Genomic DNA, 23,795 nt, shown 5'->3' with positions numbered 1-23,795 from the left:
CTTGATTCACGTCAAGCACGGAAAAAAGCGGCAGCTATTGTGCCGGAAATGCCCAAGGATCGCCAGTGGACTACGACAGCTTCACCCAGCGACTGTTGACCAACAGTTCCAGTGGGCGGTATTGCGTCTTGTAGCTCATCTTTCGACAGTCCTTGATCCAGTAACCCAGGTAGACCGCATCCAGGCCCAGGCGTGCGGTTTCACCGATCTGCCAGAGGATGGCGTAGCGCCCCAGGCTGCGTTTCTCCTCGTCGGGATCGTAGAAGGTGTAGACCGCTGAAAGCCCGTTGGACAGCACGTCGGTCACCGCTACCGCCAGCAGCCGGCCGTCCTCGCGAAATTCGTAGAAGCGCGTGAACGGCAGGTCACGTACCAGGAAACTCAGATACTGCTCGCGGCTGGGCGGATACATGTCCCCGTCGGCGTGGCGTCCTTCGATGTAGCGGGCGTAGAGCGCGTAATGCTCTTCCTCGAAATCGGCCGGCAGGCTACGCACGTCCAGGTGCGCATTGCGCTTGAGAATGCGCTTCTGCTGGCGGTCCGGGATGAAGTCGGCGACCGGGATGCGGGCGGGCACGCAGGCGCGGCACTGCTGGCAGTGGGGGCGATAGAGGTGGTCTCCGCTGCGCCGGAAGCCCATGTCCGAGAGCTGCGCGTAGACCTGCGCATCCATTGGCTGGCTGGGGTCGAGGAACAGCGTGGTGGCTTGCTCGGCCGGCAGGTAGCTGCAGGGATGCGGCTGGGTCGCGTAGAACTTCAGGCGTGCGAGTTCGGTCATCGGGAGCCCTCGTCGGCCTGTGGCAGTGTCGCTATCCAGTTGGCAGCGCTGGGGGAGTCGAGGTTCCGCTCCAGCAGGTCCAGAAAGCGCTCCCTGGAAATCGGCCCGGCGCCGAAGCTATGCAGGTGCTGGGTCGGCATCTGGCAGTCGATCAGCGCAAAGCCCCAGTCGCGCAGGTGGCGCACCAGGGTGACGAAGCCCACCTTCGAGGCATCATCGGCGCGAGCGAACATCGACTCGCCGAAAAACACCCTGCCAATCGCCAATCCATAGAGCCCGCCTACCAGTTCCTCGTCGCGCCAGACCTCGACCGAGTGCGCCACGCCTTGGGTGTGCAGCTGGCCATAGGCCTCGCGCATGCGTCCGGTGATCCAGGTTCCGTCAGTGTAGGCGCGTGGTGCCGAGCAGGCTTCGATCACTGCCGCAAAGTCGCGATCGAAACTGACCCGATACGGCCCCTTGCGTAGTGTCTTGGCCAGGCTGCGCGAGACGTGCAGGTCCTCGGGCATGAGTACCGTGCGGGGATCGGGATGCCACCAGAGGATCGGTTGGCCTTCTTCGAACCAGGGAAAGCAGCCGTGCCGGTAGGCGGCGATCAGCCGTTCCGGAGACAGGTCTCCACCGGCGGCGAGCAAGCCGTTGGGTTCGCGTAGTGCAGCCTGGGGCCGGGGAAACTCCAGGCTGTCGCGGGATAGCCAGCTCAGCACGGCACCCGGCTCCTCACTGGTCGAGGAAGCGCTCGGCGTCCAGTGCCGCCATGCAGCCTGCGCCGGCCGAGGTGATGGCCTGGCGATAGACATGGTCGGCCACGTCGCCAGCGGCGAACACACCGGGGATGTTGGTCGCGGTGGCGTTGCCCTCGCGGCCACCCTGGATCACCAGGTAGCCGTCCTTCATCTCCAGTTGGCCGGCGAATAGTTCGGTGTTGGGCTTGTGGCCGATGGCGATGAACACGCCGGCCAGGTCCAGGGTCTTCTCCTCGCCGCTGAGGCTGTCTTTAAGGCGTACGCCGGTCACGCCGCTGGCATCGCCCAGAACCTCTTCGAGCGTGTGGTTCCAGTGCAGGCGCATGTTGCCGTTGGCGGCCTTGTCGAACACCTTGTCTTGGAGAATCTTCTCGGCGCGCAGCTTGTCGCGACGGTGGATCAGGTGGACTTCCTTGGCAATGTTGGACAGGTAGAGCGCTTCCTCGACGGCGGTGTTGCCGCCCCCCACCACGCAGACCACCTGATTGCGATAGAAGAAGCCGTCGCAGGTGGCGCAGGCGGAGACGCCCTTGCCGGCGAAGGCATCCTCGGACGGCAGGCCGAGGTACTGGGCCGAGGCTCCCGTGGCGATGATCAGTGCATCGCAGGTATAGGTGCCGCTGTCGCCCTTGAGGGTGAAGGGGCGCTCGCGCAACTCCACCGCATTGATATGGTCGAACACGATCTCGGTATCGAAGCGCTCGGCATGCTTCTGCATGCGATCCATCAGGCCGGGGCCGGTCAGGCCTTCTACGTCACCGGGCCAGTTGTCGACTTCGGTCGTGGTGGTCAGCTGGCCGCCAGGCTGGATGCCGGTGATCAGCAGGGGCTTGAGGTTGGCGCGCGCCGCGTATACCGCTGCGGTATAGCCGGCCGGGCCGGAGCCCAGCACGATCAGACGCGAATGCTTGGTTTCACTCATAACAACACCCCATAACCCTTTGTCTTGAAAGAAAATGCATGATCCAATGCCGGTGTGCGGCGGAAACTGCCGATTATGCTACACCGAAAGCAGCGAGCGGCGGCAGCGACGCCTCGCACAGTCAGGCCAGGTGAGCGCGCCAGCCTGGCACAGTCGGGGCAAAGCCGTACAATAGCGCTCTACAATGGCGCCGATAGAGCACGCTGGCGCCGTCTAAGCAGGACACCGTTTTGAAGAACTCCAGCACCACCGCCAAGCTTCCCGTCTGGCGCGAGCAGCTCAATCTCCGGCTCAAGGAAGGCGCCCTGATCGCTCTGGGCGCACTTTGTCTTTACCTCTGGATGGCGCTGCTCACCTACGACAGTCGCGATCCCGGCTGGTCGCGTACCGGTAGCGTCGACCAGGTGCAGAATGCCGCCGGGCGCGCTGGCGCCTGGTTCGCCGACGTGCTGTTCCTGGCCCTGGGCTATTTCGCCTATCTGTTTCCCCTGCTACTCGCCATCAAGACCATCCAGGTGTTTCGCGCACGGCACAGCGCCTGGCGCTGGAACGGCTGGCTGTTCTCCTGGCGCTCGATCGGCCTGGTGTTCCTGGTGCTTTCGGGCGCGGCGCTGGCTTATATCCATTTCCACACGGCGGCTGGATTGCCGGCCTCCAGTGGCGGAGTGCTCGGCGAGAGCCTTGGCCAACTCGCCGTGGAGGCGCTCAATGTCCAGGGCAGTACGCTGGTGCTGCTGGCGTTGTTCCTCTTCGGCCTGACGGTTTTCACCGACCTCTCCTGGTTCCGGGTGATGGACCTCACCGGCAAGATCACCCTGGACCTGGTGGAGCTGATCCACAGCGCCATCACCCGTTGGTGGGATGCGCGGGTCAACCGCAAGCAGTTGGCGGCGCAACTGCGCGAGGTCGACGAGCAGGTGGTGCGCGTGGCGCCGGACAAGCGCGAGCGCGCCAAGGCCAAGGAGCGCGTGATAGAGCGCGACGAATCCCTGGCCAAGCACATGAGCGCACGCGAAACCCGCCAGGCGCCGGTCATCGCCGCGCCGCCACCGGCAGCCAAGGCCGTGGAGCCGAGCAAACGCGTACTCAAGGAAAAGCAGGCACCGCTGTTCGTCGACAGCGCCGTGGAGGGCACCCTGCCGCCGCTTTCCCTGCTCGATCCTGCCGAGAAGAAGCGCCAGAGCTATTCCCCGGAATCTCTGGAAGCCATGTCGCGCCTGCTGGAGATCAAGCTCAAGGAGTTCGGTGTCGAGATCCAGGTGACCGAGGTCCATCCGGGCCCGGTGATCACCCGTTTCGAAATCCAACCGGCGGCAGGCGTGAAGGTTTCGCGCATCTCCAACCTCGCCAAGGACCTGGCGCGCTCGCTGGCGGTGATCAGCGTGCGTGTGGTCGAGGTGATCCCCGGCAAGACCACCGTCGGCATCGAGATCCCCAATGAGGATCGGCAGATGGTGCGCTTCTCCGAAGTGCTCGAGTCCGCCCCCTACGATGAAGCCAAATCGCCGGTGACCCTGGCGTTGGGGCATGACATCGGTGGCCAGCCGATCATCACCGACCTTGCCAAGATGCCCCACCTGCTGGTCGCGGGTACCACCGGCTCGGGTAAGTCGGTGGGGGTCAACGCGATGCTGCTGTCGATCCTTTTCAAGTCCACCCCGGAAGACGCGCGGCTGATCATGATCGACCCGAAGATGCTCGAGCTGTCGATCTATGAGGGCATTCCGCACCTGCTCTGCCCGGTGGTCACCGACATGAAGGAAGCGGCCAATGCATTGCGCTGGTCGGTCGCCGAGATGGAGCGTCGCTACAAGCTGATGGCGGCGATGGGCGTGCGCAATCTGGCGGGCTTCAACCGCAAGGTGAAGGAAGCCGAGGAGGCCGGTACGCCACTCAGCGATCCGCTGTACCGCCGCGAGAGCATGGAAGACGAGGCGCCGCTGCTGAAGAAGCTGCCGACCATCGTCGTGGTGGTGGACGAATTCGCCGACATGATGATGATCGTCGGCAAGAAGGTCGAAGAGCTTATCGCGCGCATCGCGCAGAAGGCGCGTGCCGCCGGTATCCACCTGATTCTGGCGACCCAGCGTCCGTCGGTCGACGTGATCACCGGCCTGATCAAGGCCAACATCCCCACCCGCATCGCCTTCCAGGTCTCCAGCAAGATCGACTCGCGGACCATCCTCGACCAGGGGGGCGCCGAGCAGTTGCTTGGCCACGGCGACATGCTCTACCTACCGCCGGGCACCGGCCTGCCGATTCGCGTGCATGGCGCCTTCGTCTCCGATGACGAGGTGCATCGCGTGGTCGAGGCGTGGAAGCTGCGGGGCGCGCCGGACTACATCGAAGACATTCTCAGCGGTGCCGACGAGAGCGCCGGCGGCAGCTTCGACGGCGGCTCGGGGGAGGGCAGCGAAGGCAGCGAGGAAGACCCGCTGTACGACGAGGCGGTGCGCTTCGTCACCGAGAGTCGCCGCGCCTCCATTTCCGCTGTTCAGCGCAAACTGAAAATCGGCTACAACCGCGCCGCGCGAATGATCGAGGCGATGGAGATGGCCGGCGTAGTCAGTCCGATGAATACCAACGGTTCGCGCGAGGTCGTCGCTCCCGCGCCGGTCCGCGATTAGCCCCTTGATGGCGGCGCTGCCGCCGCCATTTCCATACGAGGAAAACCATGCGCACGATTCGCTGGATGCTGCTGTTCCTGTCCTCCGTCCTGCTGATGCCCAGCGCCCACGCTGACGCACAGGCCACGGCACGGCTCGCCGAGTTGCTCGGCAAGGCCGAGACGCTCACGGGCCGCTTCTCCCAGTTGACCCTGGACGCCTCGGGCACCAGCCTGCAGGAAACCAAGGGCGAGATGGTGCTCAAGCGCCCGGGGCTGTTCCGCTGGCACACCGACGCGCCGTTGGAGCAGTTGCTGGTCTCCAATGGCGAGACCGTCTGGCTGTACGACCCGGACCTCATGCAGGTGACGGTGCAGAAGCTGGATCAACGCCAGACCCATACGCCGGCATTGCTGTTGTCCGGTGACGTCTCGCAGATCAGCGAGAACTTCGAGGTGAGCGTGAAGGAGTCTGGCGATGTGTCCGACTTCACCCTCAAGCCGAAGAGCCGCGACAGCCTCTTCGACAACCTGCGGCTGTCCTTCCGGCGTGGCGTGATCAACGACATGCAGCTGATCGACAGTGCCGGCCAGCGCACCAACATCCTGTTCATGAGCGTCAAGCAGAACGAGCCGGTGGACGACGCCCAGTTCCGCTTCGAGGCGCCCAAGGGCGTGGACGTCATCCAGGAATAAGCGATGGACCTGTTTCGCAGCGAGCCGCTCGCGCAGCCCCTGGCCGCGCGCTTGCGGGCGACCAACCTGGACGAATACGTCGGCCAGGAGCATCTGCTGGCGCGTGGCAAGCCGCTGCGCGAGGCGCTGGAGCAGGGTGCGCTGCATTCGATGATCTTCTGGGGACCGCCGGGGGTGGGCAAGACCACGCTGGCGCGGTTGCTGGCGCAAGTCAGCGATGCTCATTTCGAGACCATTTCCGCGGTGCTTTCCGGGGTCAAGGAGATTCGCCAGGCGGTCGACATGGCGCGTCAGCAGGCCGCCCAATACGGTCGGCGCACGTTGTTGTTCGTCGACGAAGTACACCGTTTCAACAAGAGCCAGCAGGATGCCTTCCTGCCCTATGTCGAGGACGGCACGCTGATCTTCGTCGGCGCCACCACCGAGAATCCGTCCTTCGAACTGAACAACGCGCTGCTCTCCCGCGCCCGCGTCTACGTGCTGAAAAGCCTCGATGACGCCGCCATGCGCAAGCTGGTGGCGCGCGCCCTGGGCGAGGAAAAGGGCCTCGGCCCGCGTCGCCTGAGCCTGCCCGAGGAGAGCTTTTCGATTCTCAGCGCGGCGGCCGATGGCGACGGGCGACGCCTGTTGAACCTGCTGGAGAACGCCGCGGACCTTGCCGAGGACGGCGAGGCCATCGCGCCGGAATTGCTCGAAAGTCTGCTCGGCGACAGTCGCCGGCGCTTCGACAAGGGCGGCGAGGCCTTCTACGACCAGATCAGCGCGCTGCACAAGTCGGTGCGCGGCTCCAATCCGAATGGTGCGTTGTACTGGTTCGCACGCATGCTCGACGGTGGCTGCGACCCGTTGTACATCGCCCGCCGCGTGGTGCGCATGGCCAGCGAGGACATCGGCAACGCCGACCCGCGGGCGCTCGGCCTGTGCCTGGACGCCTGGGACGTGCAGGAGCGCCTGGGCAGCCCCGAGGGTGAACTGGCGGTGGCCCAGGCGATCGTCTACCTGGCCAGTGCGCCGAAGAGCAACGCGGTGTACAAGGCCTTCAACGCCGCTCGCGCGGACGTCGCCTCCAGCGGTTCCCGGGACGTTCCGCTGCATCTGCGCAACGCACCGACCAAGTTGATGAAGGAGCTCGGCTACGGCGACGAATACCGCTACGCCCACGACGAGCCGGACGCCTATGCCGCCGGCGAGGACTACTTCCCCGAGGATCTGGAGCCGCGCGACTACTACCAGCCGGTGCCGCGCGGCCTGGAGCTCAAGATCGGCGAAAAGCTGCGCCACCTCGCACAACTTGACGCCGCCAGTCCACGTAGACGGAGACGCCCGTGATCAAGGTCTTGCTAGCGGTTGCAGCAGGGGGCGCCGTGGGTTCGTCCCTGCGCTTTCTGACGTCGACGTTCGTGGTGCAGCAGTGGCCGCGGCATTATTATCTCGCGACCCTGGCGGTGAACCTGCTGGGTTGCCTGCTCATCGGCTATCTGTCAGGCCTGTTTCTCAGTCGCGCCGATCTGCCACTGGCGCTGCGCGTTGGCCTCACCGCCGGCCTGCTCGGCGGCCTCACCACGTTCTCTTCGTTCAGCCTGGAGGTCGTGCGCCTCTTCGAGAATGGTCAGCCGGGCACGGCGCTCGCTTACCTCGCGCTCAGCGTGCTCGGCGGTTTATTCGCGGCCTGGGCAGGGTTATCCTTCGCAAGACTCTGACAAGAGGCCGTTTTTTCGCGGCCTCTCTTCATTTTGGGAATAACAGCAAATGCTCGATTCGAAACTGGTACGGACCCAGCTGCAGGACGTGGCCCAGCGCCTGGCCACCCGCGGCTATCAACTGGATGTGGCGCGCTTCGAGTCGCTGGAGTCTCGCCGCAAGGAGGTCCAGACCCGTACCGAGCAGTTGCAGGCCGAGCGCAATGCGCGTTCCAAGAGCATCGGCCAGGCCAAGCAGCGTGGCGAGAACATCGCGCCGTTGCTCGCCGAGGTCGACCGCATGGGCAGCGATCTGAGCGAGGCCAAGCTCGAACTGGATGCCATCCAGGCTGAACTGGACGGCCTGCTGATGAGCTTGCCGAACCTGCCGCACGAGTCGGTGCCGGTGGGCAAGGACGAGGAAGAGAACGTCGAAGTGCGCCGCTGGGGTACGCCGCGCAGCTTCGATTTCGAAATCCAGGATCACGTCGCCCTCGGCGAGCGCAACGGCTACCTCGATTTCGAGGCCGCGGCGCGCCTCTCCGGTGCCCGCTTCGCGGTGATGCGTGGGCCGATCGCCCGCCTGCACCGCGCCCTGGCGCAGTTCATGCTCAACCTGCACACCGGCGAGCACGGTTACCAGGAGACCTACACGCCTTACCTGGTACAGGCGCCGGCGCTGCAGGGTACCGGCCAACTGCCCAAGTTCGAGGAAGACCTGTTCAAGATCACCCGCGAAGGCGAGGCGGACTTCTACCTGATTCCCACGGCGGAAGTCACCCTGACCAACCTGGTCGCTGGGCAGATCCTCGAGGCGCGTGAGCTGCCGCTGAAGTTCGTCGCGCATACCCCGTGCTTCCGTAGCGAGGCAGGTGCCTCCGGGCGGGATACCCGCGGGATGATCCGTCAGCACCAGTTCGACAAGGTCGAGATGGTCCAGGTAGTCGAAGCCGACAAATCCTTCGAGGCCCTCGAGAGCCTGACCGCCAACGCCGAGCGCGTGCTGCAGTTGCTGGAACTGCCGTACCGCGTACTGGCGCTGTGCACCGGCGACATGGGCTTCGGTGCGACCAAGACCTACGATCTGGAAGTCTGGGTACCGAGCCAGGACAAGTATCGCGAGATCAGTTCCTGCTCCAACTGCGGTGACTTCCAGGCGCGCCGCATGCAGGCCCGCTATCGCAATCCGGAAACCGGCAAGCCGGAACTGGTGCATACCCTCAACGGCTCCGGGCTGGCGGTGGGCCGTACGCTGGTCGCGGTGCTGGAAAACTACCAGCAGGCCGACGGTTCGATCCGCGTGCCCGAGGTGCTCAAGCCCTACATGGGCGGTGTCGAGTCCATCGGCTGAGTCCGTTCGCGACGGCGTCACCCCGTCGTCGCAGTTCCCGAGGTTTATCGATGGACTACCTTCCGCTGTTCCATTCGCTCAAGGGGCGTCGGGTGCTGCTGGTCGGCGCTGGCGAGGTGGCACTGCGCAAGGCGCGCTTGCTACTCGATGCCGGAGCCCACTTGCGCGTCGTCGCGCCACAGGCGGTCGAGGCCTTGCAGGCGATGCTCGGTGCGGACGACCAGTGGCTACCGCGCGGGTACGCCGAGGTGGACCTGGATGGCTGCGTGCTGGCGATTGCCGCGAGCGACGATGAAGCGGTCAACGCCAGGGTATCGGCTGACGCGCAGGCGCGTGGCGTGCCGGTCAACGTGGTCGATGCGCCAGCGCTGTGCAGCGTGATCTTTCCCGCCATCGTCGATCGTTCACCGCTGATGGTGGCGATCTCCAGTGGCGGCGATGCACCGGTGCTGGCGCGCCTGGTGCGGGCGAAGATCGAGACCTGGCTGCCGGCCGCCTACGGGCGCCTGGCACTGCTCGGCCAGCGCCTGCGGCAGACGGTGCGCAGCGCGCTGCCGGACGTACGCAGTCGGCGCATCTTCTGGGAAGAGACGTTTTCCGGGGATATTGCCGAGCACGTGTTCGCCGGACGCGAGGAACAGGCCGAGGCGCTGCTGCGCGAGCGCCTGGCCGGGCAGGGCGGTGCGCCGCGGGGTGAGGTCTATCTGGTGGGCGCCGGCCCCGGCGATCCTGACCTGCTGACCTTCCGCGCCCTGCGTCTGATGCAGCAGGCCGACGTGGTGCTCTACGATCGCCTGGTCGCGCCGGCCATCGTCGAGCTGTGCCGCCGCGATGCGGAGCGCATCTACGTGGGCAAACGGCGCAACGAGCACGCCATGGCCCAGGACGACATCAACCGACTGCTGCTCGATCTGGCCCGCCAGGGCAAGCGCGTACTGCGCCTGAAGGGCGGTGATCCCTTCATCTTCGGTCGCGGCGGCGAGGAGATCGATGGCCTGGCGGCAGAAGGCATCGCCTTCCAGGTCGTGCCGGGGATTACCGCGGCCAGTGGTTGCGCGGCCTACGCCGGCATTCCACTGACCCACCGCGATCACGCCCAGTCGGTGCGCTTCGTCACCGGTCACCTCAAGGACGGTAGCAGCGACCTGCCGTGGAACGACCTAGTCGCTCCCGGTCAGACGCTGGTGTTCTACATGGGACTGGTGGGCCTGCCGATCATCTGCGAGCAACTGATCGCCCACGGTTGCCCGGCGGATACGCCCGCAGCGCTGGTGCAGCAAGGCACGACGGTGAACCAGCGGGTATTCGCTGGCACCCTCGCCGATCTGCCGCAGCTGGTGGCGGAGCACCAGGTGCATGCACCGACGCTGGTGATCGTCGGTGGCGTGGTTTCGCTGCAGCCGCGCCTGGCCTGGTTCCAGGGGCAGTCCTAGGCTAGGGCGTTCTGCCCGCTTCCTCGTGCAGCCAGTCGAGACAGGCGCGCACTGCCGGATGTCGCTCGCGCCCTGGTACGCAGACCGCTACGTAGCGTGAAGCGGGCAGGGCGATGTCTTCCCGGTAGGGGCGCAGCAGCCCGCCTGCGACCCAGTCCGAGGCCAGCACCGAGCTGGCCAACACCAGCCCCTGTCCGGAAAGGGCCGCCTGCACCGCATAATGCTCGTCAGGGTAGTCGCGGCGCACCGCCTGCCAGGCCCAGGGTTCGTCGAGTGCCTTGCACCATTGCTCCCAGCTGGGTAGCGCCGGGGCCTCATTGACGTTCCAGTCGACGCCGATCAATTCCAGCGAGTCGTGCTGCAGGTCCTCGAGCAGGTGCAGCGAGCCGTAGGCCATGAAGCGTTCTTCCATCAGCGGGAAGCTCAGCAAGCCGGGGTTCACGTCCTCGCTGCAACAGATCGCCAGGTCAAGACTGGTATCGCGCAGCGGCTCGCCCAGCAGGCTGGTTTCGATGCGCAGGCGTATGTGCGGATGCGCGCGATACAGCCGGCCCAGCCTGGGGACCAGCCAGAGTGCGGCGAAGGCGGGCGTCACCTGCAAGGTGAGGCTGTCGACGTCCCGGCGAGGACGTAGCGCTTCGACGCCCCGGCGCATTTCCAGGAAGGCGCCGTGCAGGGTGCGCTGCAACTCATCGCCGGCTGCATTGAGCCGCACGCGACGGCCCTGGCGCTCGAACAGCAGCGTGCCCAGGTGCTCTTCGAGAAGGCGCACCTGGTGGGAAACGGCGGTCGCGGTGACGTTCAGTTCCGCGGCGGCTTCGCGAAAGCTGGCCAGCCGCGCAGCGGCTTCGAAGGTGCGTAGCGCCGCGAGAGGCAGGCGAGAGAACATGCTCTTTTCCAGATGAATTTTATTCGTCTAGGGAGAATAGCCTTCATTTGTTCGGGAGCCTACCGCTGAATAGAGTCTCATCCATGCGAATGGCCTGGGGCCGGGATATTGGAGGCGAAAATGCAGGGTGGAAAGCGCAAGGTAGTGCAGGCGCTGCTCTACGAATTAGGGGCGGTGGCGATCGTTTCACCGACGATTGCCTGGCTGTTCGATGCTCAGTTGATGAGCTCTACTGCATTGGCAGTGACGCTTTCGCTGATCGCATTGCTGTGGAACGTGCTGTTCAACGGGCTTTTCGAAGTCTGGGAGCGACGCCAGCCGCAACGTCAGCGGACGTTGCGACGGCGCCTGCTGCACGCTACCGGCTTCGAGGGTGGGTTGACGCTGCTACTGGTGCCGGTGATGGCCTTCTGGCTGGACATCGGTCTGCTCTCTGCGCTGTTCGCCGAGGCGGGTCTGCTGGTGCTGTTCTTCGTCTATGCGCTGGTCTTCCAGTGGGCCTTCGATCGGCTGTTCGGGCTGCCGGCGGCGGTGACCGGGCAGCGTGCTTGAGCGGCACGGATGCGATGGGGCTCGTCGCGCTGCGACTCAACCCATCCTGCCCGACTGGTGGCAGCCCGATCCCGCCCATCAAGACGCCGGCTGCCAGCCTCCACCCAACGCCTTGTAGATAGCGACGATGCCGCGATAGGCATCCACCTCGGCCTGGGCCTGGGCGTCTTCCGCGGCGAGTCGCTCACGCTGTGCATCGAGCAACACGAGGAAGTCGTCGCTGCCTTCGCGATAGCGAATCCGCGCCTGCTCGGCGGCGGCTCGGCTGGCCTCGGACTGGCGGATCAGCGCGAGCAGGCGCTGCTGGTTCTTGGCGTAGTCGCTGAACGCATTCTGGGTTTCCTCCAGCGCCAGCAGCACCTGCTGCTGGTAGTTGGCCAGGGTGGCGTCGGCATCGGCGCGGCTGGCACGCAGACGGGCGCGCACCGAGCCGAGGTCGAAGGCGGCCCAACTCAGGCTGGGGCCGAGCGCCCAGGCCTGGGCGGCACTGGAACCCAACTGCGAACCACGCCCGGCGGTGAAACCGAGAAAGCCCGAGAGGCTGACCCGCGGGAACAGCTCTGCGGTAGCGACGCCAACGTCTGCGGTGGCGGCGGCCAACTGTCGTTCGGCAGCGCGGATATCCGGTCGCCGGCGCAGCAGTTCGCCGGGGTCGCCGATCGGCAGTGGCTTGGCGATTACCGGCAAATCGCGGGGCGCCAGGTCCACCTCCAGACTGTCGGGGCGTTCGCCGAGCAGCGTGGCGATGCGGTTGCGTGAGCGCTCCTGCTGGGCCTGCAGACTGGGTACGCTGGCTTCGATGGCGGCCAGACGCACATCCGCGCGTAGCACGTCGAGTTGGCTGCCCACGCCGGCATCGCGCAGTTCCTCGGTCAGCTCACGGGCTTCGCGGGCGTTGTCGAGGTTCTGCGTAGCGATGCGTTCCCGCAGTTGGGCGCCGCGCAGTTGTCCGTAGGCATCCACCAGCTCCGCGATCAGACTGACCTGTAGCTGCTCCAGCTCGGCGCGGGACACTTCGATGCGTGCCTCGCTGGCCTCGATCTGGTGCTGGATATGGCCGAACAGATCGAGCTCCCAGGCCATATCCAGGCCCAGATCATAGGCGTCGGCGTTGACCCGCTGGTCGGTCGAACCGGGGCGCTGCGCCTTGCCCAGTTCGGCGTCGACGCGGCTGGTGACGGTCGGCAGTCGGTCGTTGGCGACGTCGTCGCGGATCGCCCGTGCCGCTTGCAGCCGTGCGAAGGCGGCGCGCAGGTCCTGGTTTCCGGCCAGGCCCGACTCCACCAATGCGTCGAGGGTCGGATCATCGAACTGACGCCACCAGGCGCGCTCGAAACGGCTGCTGTCGTAGTGCGCATCCTGCGCCGCGGAAAGCTCCGCGGGCGCTTGGGCGGGCGCCTGGTAGTGCGGGCCGACGGCGCAGGCGGAGAGCGCCAGGGCGAGCAGGGTAGGGGTGAACAGGGTTTTCATGCGGGCAGCTCCTGGGCGCGTGCCTTTCGTTGCTGGCGACGCTCGACGAAGGCACGGATCAATACGTAGAACAACGGAGTCAGCAGCAGGCCGAAGAAGGTCACTCCGAGCATCCCGGAGAACACCGCGACACCCATCGCATGGCGCATCTCGGCGCCGGCACCACTGGAGAGCACCAGCGGCACCACACCCATGATGAAGGCGATGGACGTCATCAGGATCGGCCGCAGGCGCAGGCGGCACGCTTCCAGCACCGCGGCCATGCGGTCCAGGCCCTCGGCCTGCTGGTCCTTGGCGAACTCGACGATGAGAATGGCGTTCTTGCAGGCCAGGCCGACCAGTACGATCAGGCCGATCTGGGTGAAGATGTTGTTGTCGCTGCCGGAGAGGATCACCCCGGCGATGGCCGAGACCAGCACCGTCGGTACGATCAGGATCACCGCCAGCGGCAGGCTCCAGCTCTCGTACTGGGCCGCCAGCACCAGGAAGGCCAGCAGCACGCAGAGCGGGAACACGAACAGCGCGGTATTGCCCGCCAGCAGTTGCTGGTAGGTGAGGTCCGTCCACTCGTAGGTCATGCCGTTGGGCAGTTCCTGGGCGAGCAGGCGGGTGATCGCCGCTTCGGCCTGGCCGGAGCTGTAGCCGGCGGCGGGCGCGCCGTTGATCTCGGCGGTGACGAAGCCGTTGTAGTGCATCACCCGATCGGGACCGGCGCTGTCGCTGACCGTGACGAAGCTCGCCAGGGGTACCATCTCGCCGCGGTCGTTACGCACCTTCAACTGGCCGATCTGCTCGGGTTCGAGTCGGTACTGCTGATCCGCCTGCAGGTTGACCTGGTAGGTGCGGCCGAAGCGGTTGAAGTCGTTGACGTACAGCGAGCCCAGGTAGGTCTGCAGGGTGTCGAAGATGTCGCTGATGGCCACGCCATGGGTCTTGGCCTTGGCACGGTCGATGTCGGCATCCACCTGTGGCACGTTCACCTGATAGCTGGAGAACACCGAGGTCGGTTCCAGCTCAGGCAACTGACGAGCCTTGGCGAGGATGTTCTGGGTCTGCTTGAACAGTTCCTCGTAACCCAGGCTGGCGCGGTCCTCCAGTTGCAGACGGAAGCCGCCGATGGTGCCCAGGCCCATGACTGGCGGTGGCGGGAAGATGGCGATGTAGGCGTCCTGGATGGCGCCGAACTGGCGGTTCAGGTCGGCGGCGATCGCGGCGGCGGAGAGCGACGGGTCCTTGCGTTCCTCGAAGTCCTTGAGGGTGTAGAACACCACGCCGCTGTTCGGGCTGTTGGTGAAGCCGTTGATGTTGAGGCCCGGGAACGCCACGCTGTGGTCGATGCCGGGGTTCTTCGCGGCGATTTCCGACATCCGCCGGATCACCGCGTCGGTGCGATCCAGGCTGGCGGCGTCAGGGAGTTGCGCGAAGGCCACCAGATACTGCTTGTCCTGCTGCGGGACGAAGCCGGTCGGCGTGCTGGCGAAACCGGCCCAGCCCAGGGCCAGGAGGCCCAGGTAGACGAACAGGGCGATGCCGCTGCCGCGCAGCACCCGGCGCACGGTGCCGACGTAGCCGTGACTGGCGCGCTCGAAGAAGCGGTTGAACGGAGCGAACAACCAGCCGCCGAACAGCCGCTCGAGCAGTCGCGAGAAGCGGTCCTTGGGCGCGTGGTGGTCCTTGAGCAGGATCGCCGCCAGGGCGGGGGAGAGGGTCAGCGAGTTGAACGCCGAGATCACCGTGGAGATGGCGATGGTCAGTGCGAACTGGCGATAGAACTGCCCGGTGAGGCCGGAGATGAACGCGGTCGGCACGAATACCGCGCAGAGCACCAGCGCGGTGGCGATGATCGGGCCGGTCACCTCGCTCATGGCCTTGCGCGTCGCCTCGATGGGTTTCAGGCCCAGGCCGATGTTGCGCTCGACGTTCTCCACCACCACGATCGCGTCGTCGACCACGATGCCGATGGCCAGCACCAGGCCGAACAGCGACAGCGCGTTGAGCGAGAAGCCGAACAGGTGCATCACGGCGAAGGTGCCGATCAGCGAAACGGGCACGGCGGCCAGCGGGATGATCGAAGCACGCCAGGTCTGCAGGAACAGGATCACCACCAGCACCACCAGCACCAGCGCTTCGAACAGCGTGTGCACCACCGCCTCGATGGAGCCGCGGACGAACACGGTGGGGTCATAGACGATCTGGTAGTCCACGCCCTGGGGGAACTGCTTCTTCAGCTCGGCCATCTTCTCGCGCACGGCGTTGGAGACGGCGATGGCGTTGGAGCCTGGGCGCTGGAAGATCGGCAGGGCGACCGCCGGCTGGTTGTCCAGCAGCGAGCGCAGGGCGTACTGCGAGGAGCCCAGTTCGATGCGCGCGATGTCCTTGAGGCGGGTGATCTCGCCGTCGGCGCCGGCACGCACGATCAGGTTGGCGAATTCCTCTTCGCTGACCAGGCGGCCCTTGGTGTTGATCGACAGCTGGAAGCTGTTGTCACCCGGCGCCGGTGGCGCACCCAACTGGCCCGCGGCGACCTGGCGGTTCTGCTCGCGAATCGCATTCGCCACGTCGGTGGCGGTGAGCCCACGCTGGGCGGTCTTGGCCGGATCGAGCCAGACGCGCAGCGAATACTCGCCCATGCCGAACAACTGCACGTCACCCACGCCGTCCAGGCGCGCCAGCTCGTCCTTGACGTTGAGCGTCGCGTAGTTCGACAGGTAGAGCATGTCGTAGCGATCGTCCGGCGAGGTCAGGTGCACCACCATGGTCAGGTCGGGTGACGCCTTGTCCACGGTAATGCCGATGCGGGTCACCTCTTCGGGCAGCTTCGGCTCGGTGCGCGTGACGCGGTTCTGCACCTGCACCTGGGCGTTGTCCAGGTCGGTGCCCAGGGCGAAAGTGATGGTCAGCGTGAGCTTGCCATCGGCGGTGGCCTGGGACGACATGTAGAGCATGCCTTCGACGCCGGTGATGGCCTGCTCCAGCGGCGCGGCGACGGTTTCGCCGATCACCTTGGGGTTGGCGCCGGGGTAGTTGGCACGCACCACGACGGTCGGCGGCACGACCTCGGGGTATTCGCTGATAGGCAATTGGAACAGCGAGATGGCGCCGCCGATGAGGATCAGCAACGACAGCACGGCGGCGAAGATCGGCCGCTGGATGAAGAACCTGGAGAAGTTCATCGGGTAGTCCTTTGCAAAACGGATGGGCGCACTCCCGCGCATCCCCCGGTCAACCGGGGAACGCGTCATGGAGGTTCCGGAAAAGGGAGTGGATCAGTTCAGGCTGAGGGCGTCGTCCGCCACCGAGGCGCGTGCGTTGGCCAGGGCACTGCGTTCGCGAGCCAGCTCGGCGAGGGTGTCGTCGCTGGCCATCGGCACGTCCTGCGGGGTGACCTGGGCACCGGGCATGACGCGTTGCAGGCCATTGACGACGATGCGTTCGCCTTTAGCAAGACCGCTGCGAACGATGCGCAGGCCATCCAGGCGCGGGCCGAGCTCGATGGCGCGGTAGCTCGCCTTGGCGTCGTCACCGACCACCAGGACGTACTTCTTGCCCAGGTCGGTACCCACGGCTTCGTCGCGAATCAGCGTTGCCTGGTAGAGGTTGCTGCCCGGCAGACGCAGGCGAACGTAGAGCCCGGGGGTGAACAGCCCGTCCTTGTTGTCGAAGACCGCGCGACCGCGGATGGTGCCGGTATGCGGGTCGACCTGGTTATCGAGGAAGTCCAGGCGACCCAGGTGCGGTTCGCCCTGCTCGCTGCTCAGACCGAGATAGACCGGGTTGTCGGCGCGGGTGGCGGCACCGCGTTCCCGAGCCAGTTGCGCGTATTTCAGGAAGGCGCCTTCGTCGGCCTCGAAGTAGGCGTACACGCGATCGGTGGAGACCAGCGTGGTGAGCAGCGAATCGCCGGCGTTCACCAGGTTGCCCGCGGTGATCTCCGCGCGCCCGACACGGCCGTCGATGGGCGCGGTGACTCGGGTGAAGCCCAGGTCCAGGCGTGCATTGGCAAGTTCTGCCTGGACCGCGGCGAGTTGCGCCCGCGCTTCGCTGGCGGCGGTTTCACGGGCGTCGGCCAGTTCCGTGGAGATGGCGTTGCTCTGCCGCAGGCGCGCCCCACGACGGGCTTCGCTCTGCGCACGCTCGAGGCCGGCGCGGGCCTGCTCGACCTGTGCCTGAAGACGATCGACCTCCGCCTGGAACGGACGCGGGTCGATCTGGAAGAGCAACTGGCCTTTCTTCACCAGGCTGCCTTCCTCGAAGGCCACCTTGTCCACGTAACCGGAAACCCGCGGGCGGATCTGCACCGACTCGGGCGCCTCGAGGCGGCCGGTGAAATCGTCCCACTCGGTGACCGGTTGTTGCAGCACTTCGGCCACGCTGACTTGCGGTGCCGGTGGGGCGGCTTGTGCGGTTTTCTCGTTTTCGCCACAGGCTGCCAGCGCCAGCAAGGCGGCGAGGCCTGCCGGCAGACGCCAGGATTGACTGATGATGGATTGCATGAGGGCACGCTCCGCGAGAGGTTGTGTCGAGATGTAAATCTCTCTTTCGAGGCGGTGGAGTCTCCCCCACGCGCGTGCCCTCGGCGAATCGAACTTTTTGAAAGCTATTATCGATGGAAATGATTGGAACGCGTTTCCGCCTACTCCAATATCGATATCAAAGCGTATCGGGATCGCCACAGAACATCTGGATGCGTGAACGCAGCCAGCGCTCGGCTGGATCGTTGTCGTGGGCGGCTCGCCAGGCCATGGCCAACTCGTAGGTGTCTTCCGCGCCCACCAGGGGGCGTTCGCTGCGCAGACCACCGGACGCCGTCATGACCTCCGCGGCGTAGTCCGGCACCGTGGCCAGCAGGTCGGTGCCGGCGAGCAGGGCGGTGAGACCGCCGAACTGGGGAACCGCCAGAACCACCCGGCGCGTGCGTCCAAGGGCGCCCAGTTTCTCCTCGACGCTACCTTGGAGGTCCCCGGCGAACGACACGATCACATGGGGCCGCGCACAGTAGTCGTCCATGCTCAGCGGCCCGGGAATCGAGTCGGCGCGCAACAGACGACCGTGGCTGCGCCGCAGCACCTTGCGCTTGGCGGTGGCCGGGAGTTCTTCGGTATAGCTGACGCCCACGGAGATTTCCCCGGAGGCGAGCATTTCCGGCAGCAGCAGGTAGTTGGTACGACGGATCACCAGCGTCACATTCGGTGCCTCGACGCGAATGCGCTTGAGCATCGACGGCAGCAGGGCGAATTCGACGTCGTCGGACAGCCCGATACGGAACACCGCCTCGCTGGTGGCCGGGTCGAAGGCGTTGGCGCGGCTCACCGCATTGGAGATGGAGTCCAGCGCCGGGGAGAGCAGTTCGAAGATTTCCTGCGCCCGGGGCGTGGGCTCCATGCTACGTCCGGAGCGCACGAACAGGGCATCGTCGAACAGGGTTCGCAGTCGCCCCAGGGCCGCGCTGATGGCCGGCTGGCCGAGGAAAAGACGCTCCGCCGCGCGGGTGACGCTGCGCTCGTGCATCAGCGTCTCGAACACCACCAGCAGGTTGAGATCGAGACGCCGCAGGTCGGTTCGGTTCATGGCTTGCCTCGCGAATCTGGGCGCATCTTACCCATTCGCATAGGCCGGGGTGAATCAGCGCGGGCGATAAAGACTATTGACGACTATCGCTAGAGTTGCGTTGCCGCACACGTTAGATTGAGTGCCTGTTAACCAATAGATGAAGAGGTGAGCCATGAACCGCGTGATCCGTTTCCAGCAATTCGGCCCTGCCGAGGTGCTGGTCCTGGAGCAGCAAGCCGAACGCCCGCTGGCGGCCGGCGAGGTTCGGGTTCGGGTGCAGGCGTTCGGCGTCAGTTGGTCCGATGTGCTCTGGCGCCAGGACCTCGGCCCGCAACATGCGCGACTCCCGGCGGGGCTGGGCTGCGAGTTGGCCGGCGAGGTGATCGAGGTCGGCGAGCAGGTCGAAAACCTTGCCGTCGGCGACCGGGTCGCCAGCTTCCTCGCGCACAGCATCAATGACTATCCGGCCTATGGCGAATGCATGCCGATGCCGGCGACCTCGCTGGTACGTTACCCGGACGTGCTCGACGCGACCCACGCCTGCGTGCATTACATGCCGTTGTTGACCGCCTACCTGGGACTGATGGAGGTCGGTCGTCTGCAGCCGGGACAGAATCTCCTGGTGACCGAGGCCGCCCAGTGCATGGGGCCCGTCACGCTGCAACTGGGGCGCGCGTTGGGTGCGCGGGTGTTCGCCTGTACGCCGCGCGCCGAAGACCGGGAGCACCTGCGCGAGTTGGGTGCGGATGAGGTGATCGTCACCGAGGAAGAGGATGTCGTCGGGCGCTTGCGCAAACTCACCGAGGGCAAGGGCATCCATATCGCCTTCGACGGCTGCGGTGGCCCGCAGATGGGCCTGCTGGGCGACGTCATGGCGCCCCGTGGACGCCTCGTGCTCTACGGGCTGGCGGGTGGCAATCAGACGTCTTTTCCGGCCTGCGCGGCGTTCGAGAAGAACTTCAAGTTCCATCTGCATTGCGTGGTCGATTACACCGGGTGTCCGGAACTGGGCATTCCTCAGGACCACGCCGCCGTGCAGCGTGCGCTGGCGCACATCAACCAGCTGACGCGCGACGGCCTGCTCGAGTCGCCGATCGAACGGGTCTTCTCTCTCGAAGAGGTGGTGCAGGCCCATCGTCTGCTGGAAAGCGGCAAATGCCGTGGGCGTGTGGTGATCCAGCCCTGAGCGGCTGGTCGAGGCGCAGAAACTTTCCAGGCGCTACCCCGGTCCCCCGAATGATGACTCATGCATTCGGAGGCTCGCATGTCGCAGACCCTGCCACCCCAGCACCAGACCCAACAGCCCGGCCGTGAGGCCGACATGCATCCACGGCCGGCCTATCGCGGTGAGCACTACCGTCCGGCGGGCAAGCTGGAGGGCAAGGTCGCGCTCATCAGCGGCGGTGACAGCGGTATCGGCCGCGCCGTTGCCTTGCACTTCGCCCGCGAGGGTGCCGATGTCGCTATCGTGTATCTGGAGGAAGGGGACGACGCCAGCCAGGTTGCCGCAGAGGTGACCGAACTCGGTCGGACATGCCTGTGCCTGCAGGGCGATCTGGCGGTGGAGGCGTTCTGCGAGCAAGTGGTGGCGTTGACGCTGGAGCGCTTCGGCAGGCTCGACATCCTGGTCAACAATGCGGCCGAGCAGCATCCTCGCGAGCGCCTGGAGGATATCGAGCTGGCGCAGTGGCGGCGCACCTTCGAAAGCAACGTTCAGGCGATGTACCTGCTGACTCGCGCGGCGCTCGAACACATGGGCGAAGGCGCCTCGATCGTCAACACCACATCGGTAACCGCCTACCGCGGCAGCGGGCACCTGATCGACTACTCGGCCACCAAGGGGGCCATCCTCGCGTTCACCCGTTCGCTCTCCCAGAACCTCGCCGGGCGCGGCATCCGTGTGAATGCCGTGGCGCCCGGGCCCATCTGGACGCCGTTGATCCCCTCCACCTTCAGCGCCGATGAGGTTGCCGAATTCGGCGCCAATACCGCGCTGGGACGTCCCGGACAACCCGAGGAAGTCGCACCGGCCTACGTCTACCTGGCCAGTCAGGATGCGTCCTACGTCACGGGGCAGGTCATTCACGTCAACGGCGGTAGCGTCATCAACGGTTGAGGGAGAAGCGACCATGCCTCGGGTCATCTGGAAGGGAGCGGTCAGCTTCGGTCTGGTGCACGTTCCCGTATCGCTGGTGCCCGCCAGCGGTCGTAGCGGGATCGATTTCGACTGGCTCGACAAGCGCAGCATGGAGCCGGTCGGTTACAAGCGGGTGAACAAAGTCAGCGGCGAGGAGATTAAGGCCGACGACATCGTCAAGGGTGTGGAGTATCGCAAAGGCGAATACGTGGTGCTCAGTGAGGACGAAATCCGCGACGCGCACCCGGAGGCCACGCAGACGGTGAATATCGTGGCCTTCGTCGAAGCCGCGGATATCCCGCCGCTCTATCTGGATCGACCTTATTTCCTGGCCCCCGAGCGGCGTGGCGAAAAGGTCTATGCACTGCTGCGCGAGGCGTTGCGTGCCAGTGGCAAGGTGGGGCTGGCGAGGGTCGTGATGCACAGCAAGCAGCATCTGGCCATGCTGATGCCCTGGGGCGATGCGCTGCTGCTGGAAACCCTGCGCTGGGCCGAGGACGTGCGTGGAGTGGATAGCCTTGAGCTCAAGGCGGAGGCCGTTGATGCCAAGCTGAGCAAACGCGAGTTGGACATGGCCAAGCGGTTGATCGAGGACATGAGCGAGCCCTGGGACCCCGAGCAATACCACGACGACTTCCAGCAACGCATCCTGAAGCTGGTCGAGCAGAAGGCCAAACACGGCAAGCTCGAGGCGGTTTCCGAGGCGCCGGCGGAGGAGGGCGAGAGTGCCGAGGTCATCGATCTTTCCGACCTGCTCAAGCGCAGTCTGCGCGGGGACAGCAAAGCCGCGTCGCGCAAACCTTCCAAGCGTTCGTCCAGCGGCTCTCGCAGTGGCGCTTCGAAAGCCGGTCGTGGTGGCCGCAAGGCTGGCTGAAACCAGGAACTTTCCCCGGCAGTCCGGTTCCGAACGCTTTGTACCGTGGTGGCGCCACGCTGGTTTCGGCGGCGCCCCCAACCGCTTCCAAGGAGCAGCCCGATGCCCGACCAGAATCCCGAAACCGGCGCCAATCGCCCTCCCTTGTCGTTGCAGCAGGCACTGAACATGCCGCGCATCGCCATCGAGGAGGTCAGTCCCTGTCTGGAGGATGGTCGCTTTGCCGCCAAGGCCATTCGCGACCAATCCCAGGTGGTGAGGGCGCGCATCTTCGCCGATGGTCACGAGCAGATCGCCGCGGTCCTGCTTTGGCAGGTGGAGGGCGAGGAACTCTGGCACCGGGTACCCTTCGTCGCCAAGGGCAATGACTACTGGGAGGCGAGCTTCACCCCGCTGCGGGTGGCGCGCCATTACTTCGCCGTGGAATCCTGGTGGGACGGTTTCGGCACCTATTGCGAGGAACTGCGCAAGAAACACGAGGCCGCCGTGCCCATTGCGCTGGAGTTGCGCGAAGGCAAGCTGCATCTGGAGGGGGCCCGTGAGCGAGCCCTCGATGAGCATCGCGAATGGCTCGATAAGACCATTTGGCGCCTGGGCGAACAGCCTTCCGAAGACGAGCAGGTCGCGCTGCTGCTGGCCGACGAGACGCGCCAGGCGATGGCCGCCTGCGATCCACAGAAGCATCTGGTGCGCAGCCGCAGTTATCCGCTGGAAGTGGAGCGGCCGCTGGCCCAATTCGCCAGCTGGTACGAACTCTTCCCCCGCTCGGAGACCGATGACCCTGCACGTCACGGCACTTTCCGCGACGTGACGCGGCGTCTGCCGACGATTCGCGACATGGGCTTCGACGTCCTTTACTTCCCGCCCATTCATCCCATCGGCAAGACCTTCCGCAAGGGGCGCAACAACAGCCTGATCGCCGGCCCGGACGATCCGGGAAGCCCCTACGCCATCGGCAGTGAGGAGGGCGGCCACGACGCCATCCATCCGCAACTGGGCACCCGCGAGGATTTCCGCGCGCTGGTCGCCGCCGCCGCCGAGCACGGTCTGGAGATCGCCCTGGACTTCGCCATCCAGTGCTCGCCCGACCATCCCTGGCTCAAGCAGCACCCCGGTTGGTTCGCCTGGCGCCCGGACGGCTCGATCCGCTACGCGGAGAATCCGCCGAAGAAGTATCAGGACATCGTCAATGTCGACTTCTACGCCGAGGACGCCCTGCCCGAACTGTGGCAGGCGCTGCGGGACGTGGTCGCGGGTTGGGTCGAGGAGGGCGTGAAGATCTTCCGCGTGGACAACCCGCACACCAAACCATTGCCTTTCTGGGAGTGGCTGATCGACGACATCCGCCGCCAGTATCCCGAGGTGATGTTCCTCTCCGAGGCCTTCACCCGGCCGGCGATGATGGCGCGACTGGGGAAGGTCGGCTTCAACCAAAGCTACACCTACTTCACCTGGCGCACCACCAAGGACGAGCTGGCCAGTTACTTCGGCGAGCTCAACCAGCCGCCGTGGCGTGACTGCTACCGGCCGAATTTCTTCGTCAACACGCCGGACATCAACCCGCGCTTCCTGCACGAGAGCGGCCGTCCCGGCTTTCTCATCCGTGCCGCGCTGGCGACCATGGGCTCGGGCCTGTGGGGCATGTATTCGGGCTTCGAGCTGTGCGAGTCGGCGCCGGTACCGGGCAAGGAGGAATACCTGGACTCGGAGAAGTACCAATTGCGCCCGCGCGATTACCAGGCGCCCGGCAACATCGTTGGCGAAATCGCCCAGTTGAATCGCATCCGCCGGCAGAACCCGGCGCTGCAGACGCACTTGGGCTTTCAGGCCTATCACTGCTGGAACGACAACATCCTCTACTTCGGCAAGCGCACCGCCGACCGTTCCAACTTCGTGCTGGTGGCCATCTGTCTGGATCCTCACAACGCCCAGGAGGCGCACTTCGAGTTACCGCTGTGGGAGTTCGGGCTGCCCGACGACGCCGACAGCCACGGCGAGGACCTGATGACCGGCCATCGCTGGACCTGGCATGGCAAGACCCAGTGGATGCGCATCGAGCCCTGGCACCTGCCGTTCGGCATCTGGCGCATCACCCCGGCCTGACCGGCAAGGA

At 65.6% G+C, this 23,795-nt stretch carries 19 protein-coding genes; 11 read left to right on the top strand and 8 right to left on the bottom strand.

Annotated features, from left to right (window positions below; translation table 11 throughout):
- Positions 1 to 70: 70 nt before the first annotated feature.
- From ACYRGX_RS14700 to trxB, 3 genes are read right to left on the bottom strand one after another with little or no spacing between them, the layout of a single operon-like run.
- Positions 71 to 778, bottom strand: a complete 708-nt coding sequence (locus ACYRGX_RS14700; RefSeq protein WP_473053210.1) for an arginyltransferase — start codon at positions 776 to 778, stop codon at positions 71 to 73.
- Positions 775 to 1,485, bottom strand: a complete 711-nt coding sequence (gene aat / locus ACYRGX_RS14695; protein ID WP_473053209.1) for a leucyl/phenylalanyl-tRNA--protein transferase — start codon at positions 1,483 to 1,485, stop codon at positions 775 to 777. The genes ACYRGX_RS14700 and aat overlap by 4 nt, the downstream gene beginning before the upstream one ends.
- 13 nt (positions 1,486 to 1,498) lie before the next feature.
- Positions 1,499 to 2,446: a thioredoxin-disulfide reductase gene (gene trxB, locus ACYRGX_RS14690; protein ID WP_473053208.1), complete on the bottom strand. Its 948-nt coding sequence runs from the start codon at positions 2,444 to 2,446 to the stop codon at positions 1,499 to 1,501.
- Positions 2,447 to 2,676: 230 nt separating this feature from the next.
- Here trxB and ftsK point away from each other — a divergent pair, with 230 nt between their 5' ends.
- The 6 genes from ftsK to cysG are packed head-to-tail and all read left to right on the top strand — an operon-like array spanning position 2,677 to position 10,210.
- Entirely contained in the window at positions 2,677 to 5,073 is a 2,397-nt protein-coding gene (gene ftsK / locus ACYRGX_RS14685; RefSeq protein ID WP_473053207.1) for a DNA translocase FtsK, read from the top strand.
- Positions 5,074 to 5,120: 47 nt separating this feature from the next.
- A complete protein-coding gene (gene lolA / locus ACYRGX_RS14680; RefSeq protein ID WP_473053206.1) occupies positions 5,121 to 5,747 on the top strand; it encodes an outer membrane lipoprotein periplasmic chaperone LolA in 627 nt (208 codons plus the stop codon).
- Between the two features lie 3 nt (positions 5,748 to 5,750).
- Complete coding sequence (locus tag ACYRGX_RS14675) at positions 5,751 to 7,076, top strand: replication-associated recombination protein A (RefSeq protein WP_473053205.1); 1,326 nt, start codon at positions 5,751 to 5,753, stop codon at positions 7,074 to 7,076.
- Positions 7,073 to 7,447, top strand: coding sequence for a fluoride efflux transporter CrcB (crcB, locus tag ACYRGX_RS14670; protein WP_473053204.1), 375 nt, complete (start codon positions 7,073 to 7,075; stop codon positions 7,445 to 7,447). Before ACYRGX_RS14675 ends, crcB begins: the two co-directional genes overlap by 4 nt.
- 49 nt (positions 7,448 to 7,496) lie before the next feature.
- A complete protein-coding gene (serS, locus tag ACYRGX_RS14665) occupies positions 7,497 to 8,777 on the top strand; it encodes a serine--tRNA ligase (protein ID WP_473053203.1) in 1,281 nt (426 codons plus the stop codon).
- 50 nt (positions 8,778 to 8,827) lie between these two features.
- On the top strand, positions 8,828 to 10,210 hold the full coding sequence (gene cysG, locus ACYRGX_RS14660; RefSeq protein WP_473053202.1) for a siroheme synthase CysG: 1,383 nt from the start codon (positions 8,828 to 8,830) through the stop codon (positions 10,208 to 10,210).
- Position 10,211: 1 nt separating this feature from the next.
- Here the strand turns inward: cysG and ACYRGX_RS14655 are convergent, their stop codons facing one another.
- On the bottom strand, positions 10,212 to 11,099 hold the full coding sequence (locus ACYRGX_RS14655; RefSeq protein WP_473053201.1) for a LysR substrate-binding domain-containing protein: 888 nt from the start codon (positions 11,097 to 11,099) through the stop codon (positions 10,212 to 10,214).
- Between the two features lie 120 nt (positions 11,100 to 11,219).
- Between ACYRGX_RS14655 and ACYRGX_RS14650 the strand changes: the two genes are divergently transcribed.
- On the top strand, positions 11,220 to 11,651 hold the full coding sequence (locus tag ACYRGX_RS14650; RefSeq protein WP_473053200.1) for a PACE efflux transporter: 432 nt from the start codon (positions 11,220 to 11,222) through the stop codon (positions 11,649 to 11,651).
- Between the two features lie 78 nt (positions 11,652 to 11,729).
- On the opposite strand, the gene ACYRGX_RS14645 is transcribed toward ACYRGX_RS14650, so the two are convergent.
- The 4 genes from ACYRGX_RS14645 to ACYRGX_RS14630 form a co-directional block, all read right to left on the bottom strand.
- Complete coding sequence (locus ACYRGX_RS14645) at positions 11,730 to 13,121, bottom strand: efflux transporter outer membrane subunit (protein ID WP_473053199.1); 1,392 nt, start codon at positions 13,119 to 13,121, stop codon at positions 11,730 to 11,732.
- Positions 13,118 to 16,294, bottom strand: a complete 3,177-nt coding sequence (locus ACYRGX_RS14640; protein ID WP_473053198.1) for an efflux RND transporter permease subunit — start codon at positions 16,292 to 16,294, stop codon at positions 13,118 to 13,120. Before ACYRGX_RS14640 ends, ACYRGX_RS14645 begins: the two co-directional genes overlap by 4 nt.
- A 93-nt stretch (positions 16,295 to 16,387) precedes the next feature.
- Positions 16,388 to 17,614: an efflux RND transporter periplasmic adaptor subunit gene (locus tag ACYRGX_RS14635; RefSeq protein ID WP_473053197.1), complete on the bottom strand. Its 1,227-nt coding sequence runs from the start codon at positions 17,612 to 17,614 to the stop codon at positions 16,388 to 16,390.
- 157 nt (positions 17,615 to 17,771) lie between these two features.
- A complete protein-coding gene (locus ACYRGX_RS14630; protein WP_473053196.1) occupies positions 17,772 to 18,689 on the bottom strand; it encodes a LysR family transcriptional regulator in 918 nt (305 codons plus the stop codon).
- 154 nt (positions 18,690 to 18,843) lie between these two features.
- Between ACYRGX_RS14630 and ACYRGX_RS14625 the strand changes: the two genes are divergently transcribed.
- The 4 genes from ACYRGX_RS14625 to ACYRGX_RS14610 all read left to right on the top strand — a co-directional run bounded on the left by ACYRGX_RS14625 (position 18,844) and on the right by ACYRGX_RS14610 (position 23,785).
- Positions 18,844 to 19,857, top strand: a complete 1,014-nt coding sequence (locus ACYRGX_RS14625; protein WP_473053195.1) for a zinc-dependent alcohol dehydrogenase family protein — start codon at positions 18,844 to 18,846, stop codon at positions 19,855 to 19,857.
- A gap of 78 nt (positions 19,858 to 19,935) precedes the next feature.
- Complete coding sequence (locus tag ACYRGX_RS14620; protein ID WP_473053194.1) at positions 19,936 to 20,787, top strand: SDR family oxidoreductase; 852 nt, start codon at positions 19,936 to 19,938, stop codon at positions 20,785 to 20,787.
- Between the two features lie 13 nt (positions 20,788 to 20,800).
- Positions 20,801 to 21,682: a non-homologous end joining protein Ku gene (gene ku, locus ACYRGX_RS14615; RefSeq protein ID WP_473053193.1), complete on the top strand. Its 882-nt coding sequence runs from the start codon at positions 20,801 to 20,803 to the stop codon at positions 21,680 to 21,682.
- Between the two features lie 102 nt (positions 21,683 to 21,784).
- Entirely contained in the window at positions 21,785 to 23,785 is a 2,001-nt protein-coding gene (locus tag ACYRGX_RS14610; protein WP_473053192.1) for an alpha-1,4-glucan--maltose-1-phosphate maltosyltransferase, read from the top strand.
- The last annotated feature ends 10 nt before the right edge of the window (positions 23,786 to 23,795 follow it).

It is taken from the genome of Pseudomonas sp. R4-15 (assembly GCF_055768815.1).
Note: the sequence above shows the minus strand (reverse complement) of the source record. Positions and strands in the feature narration are given on the sequence as shown.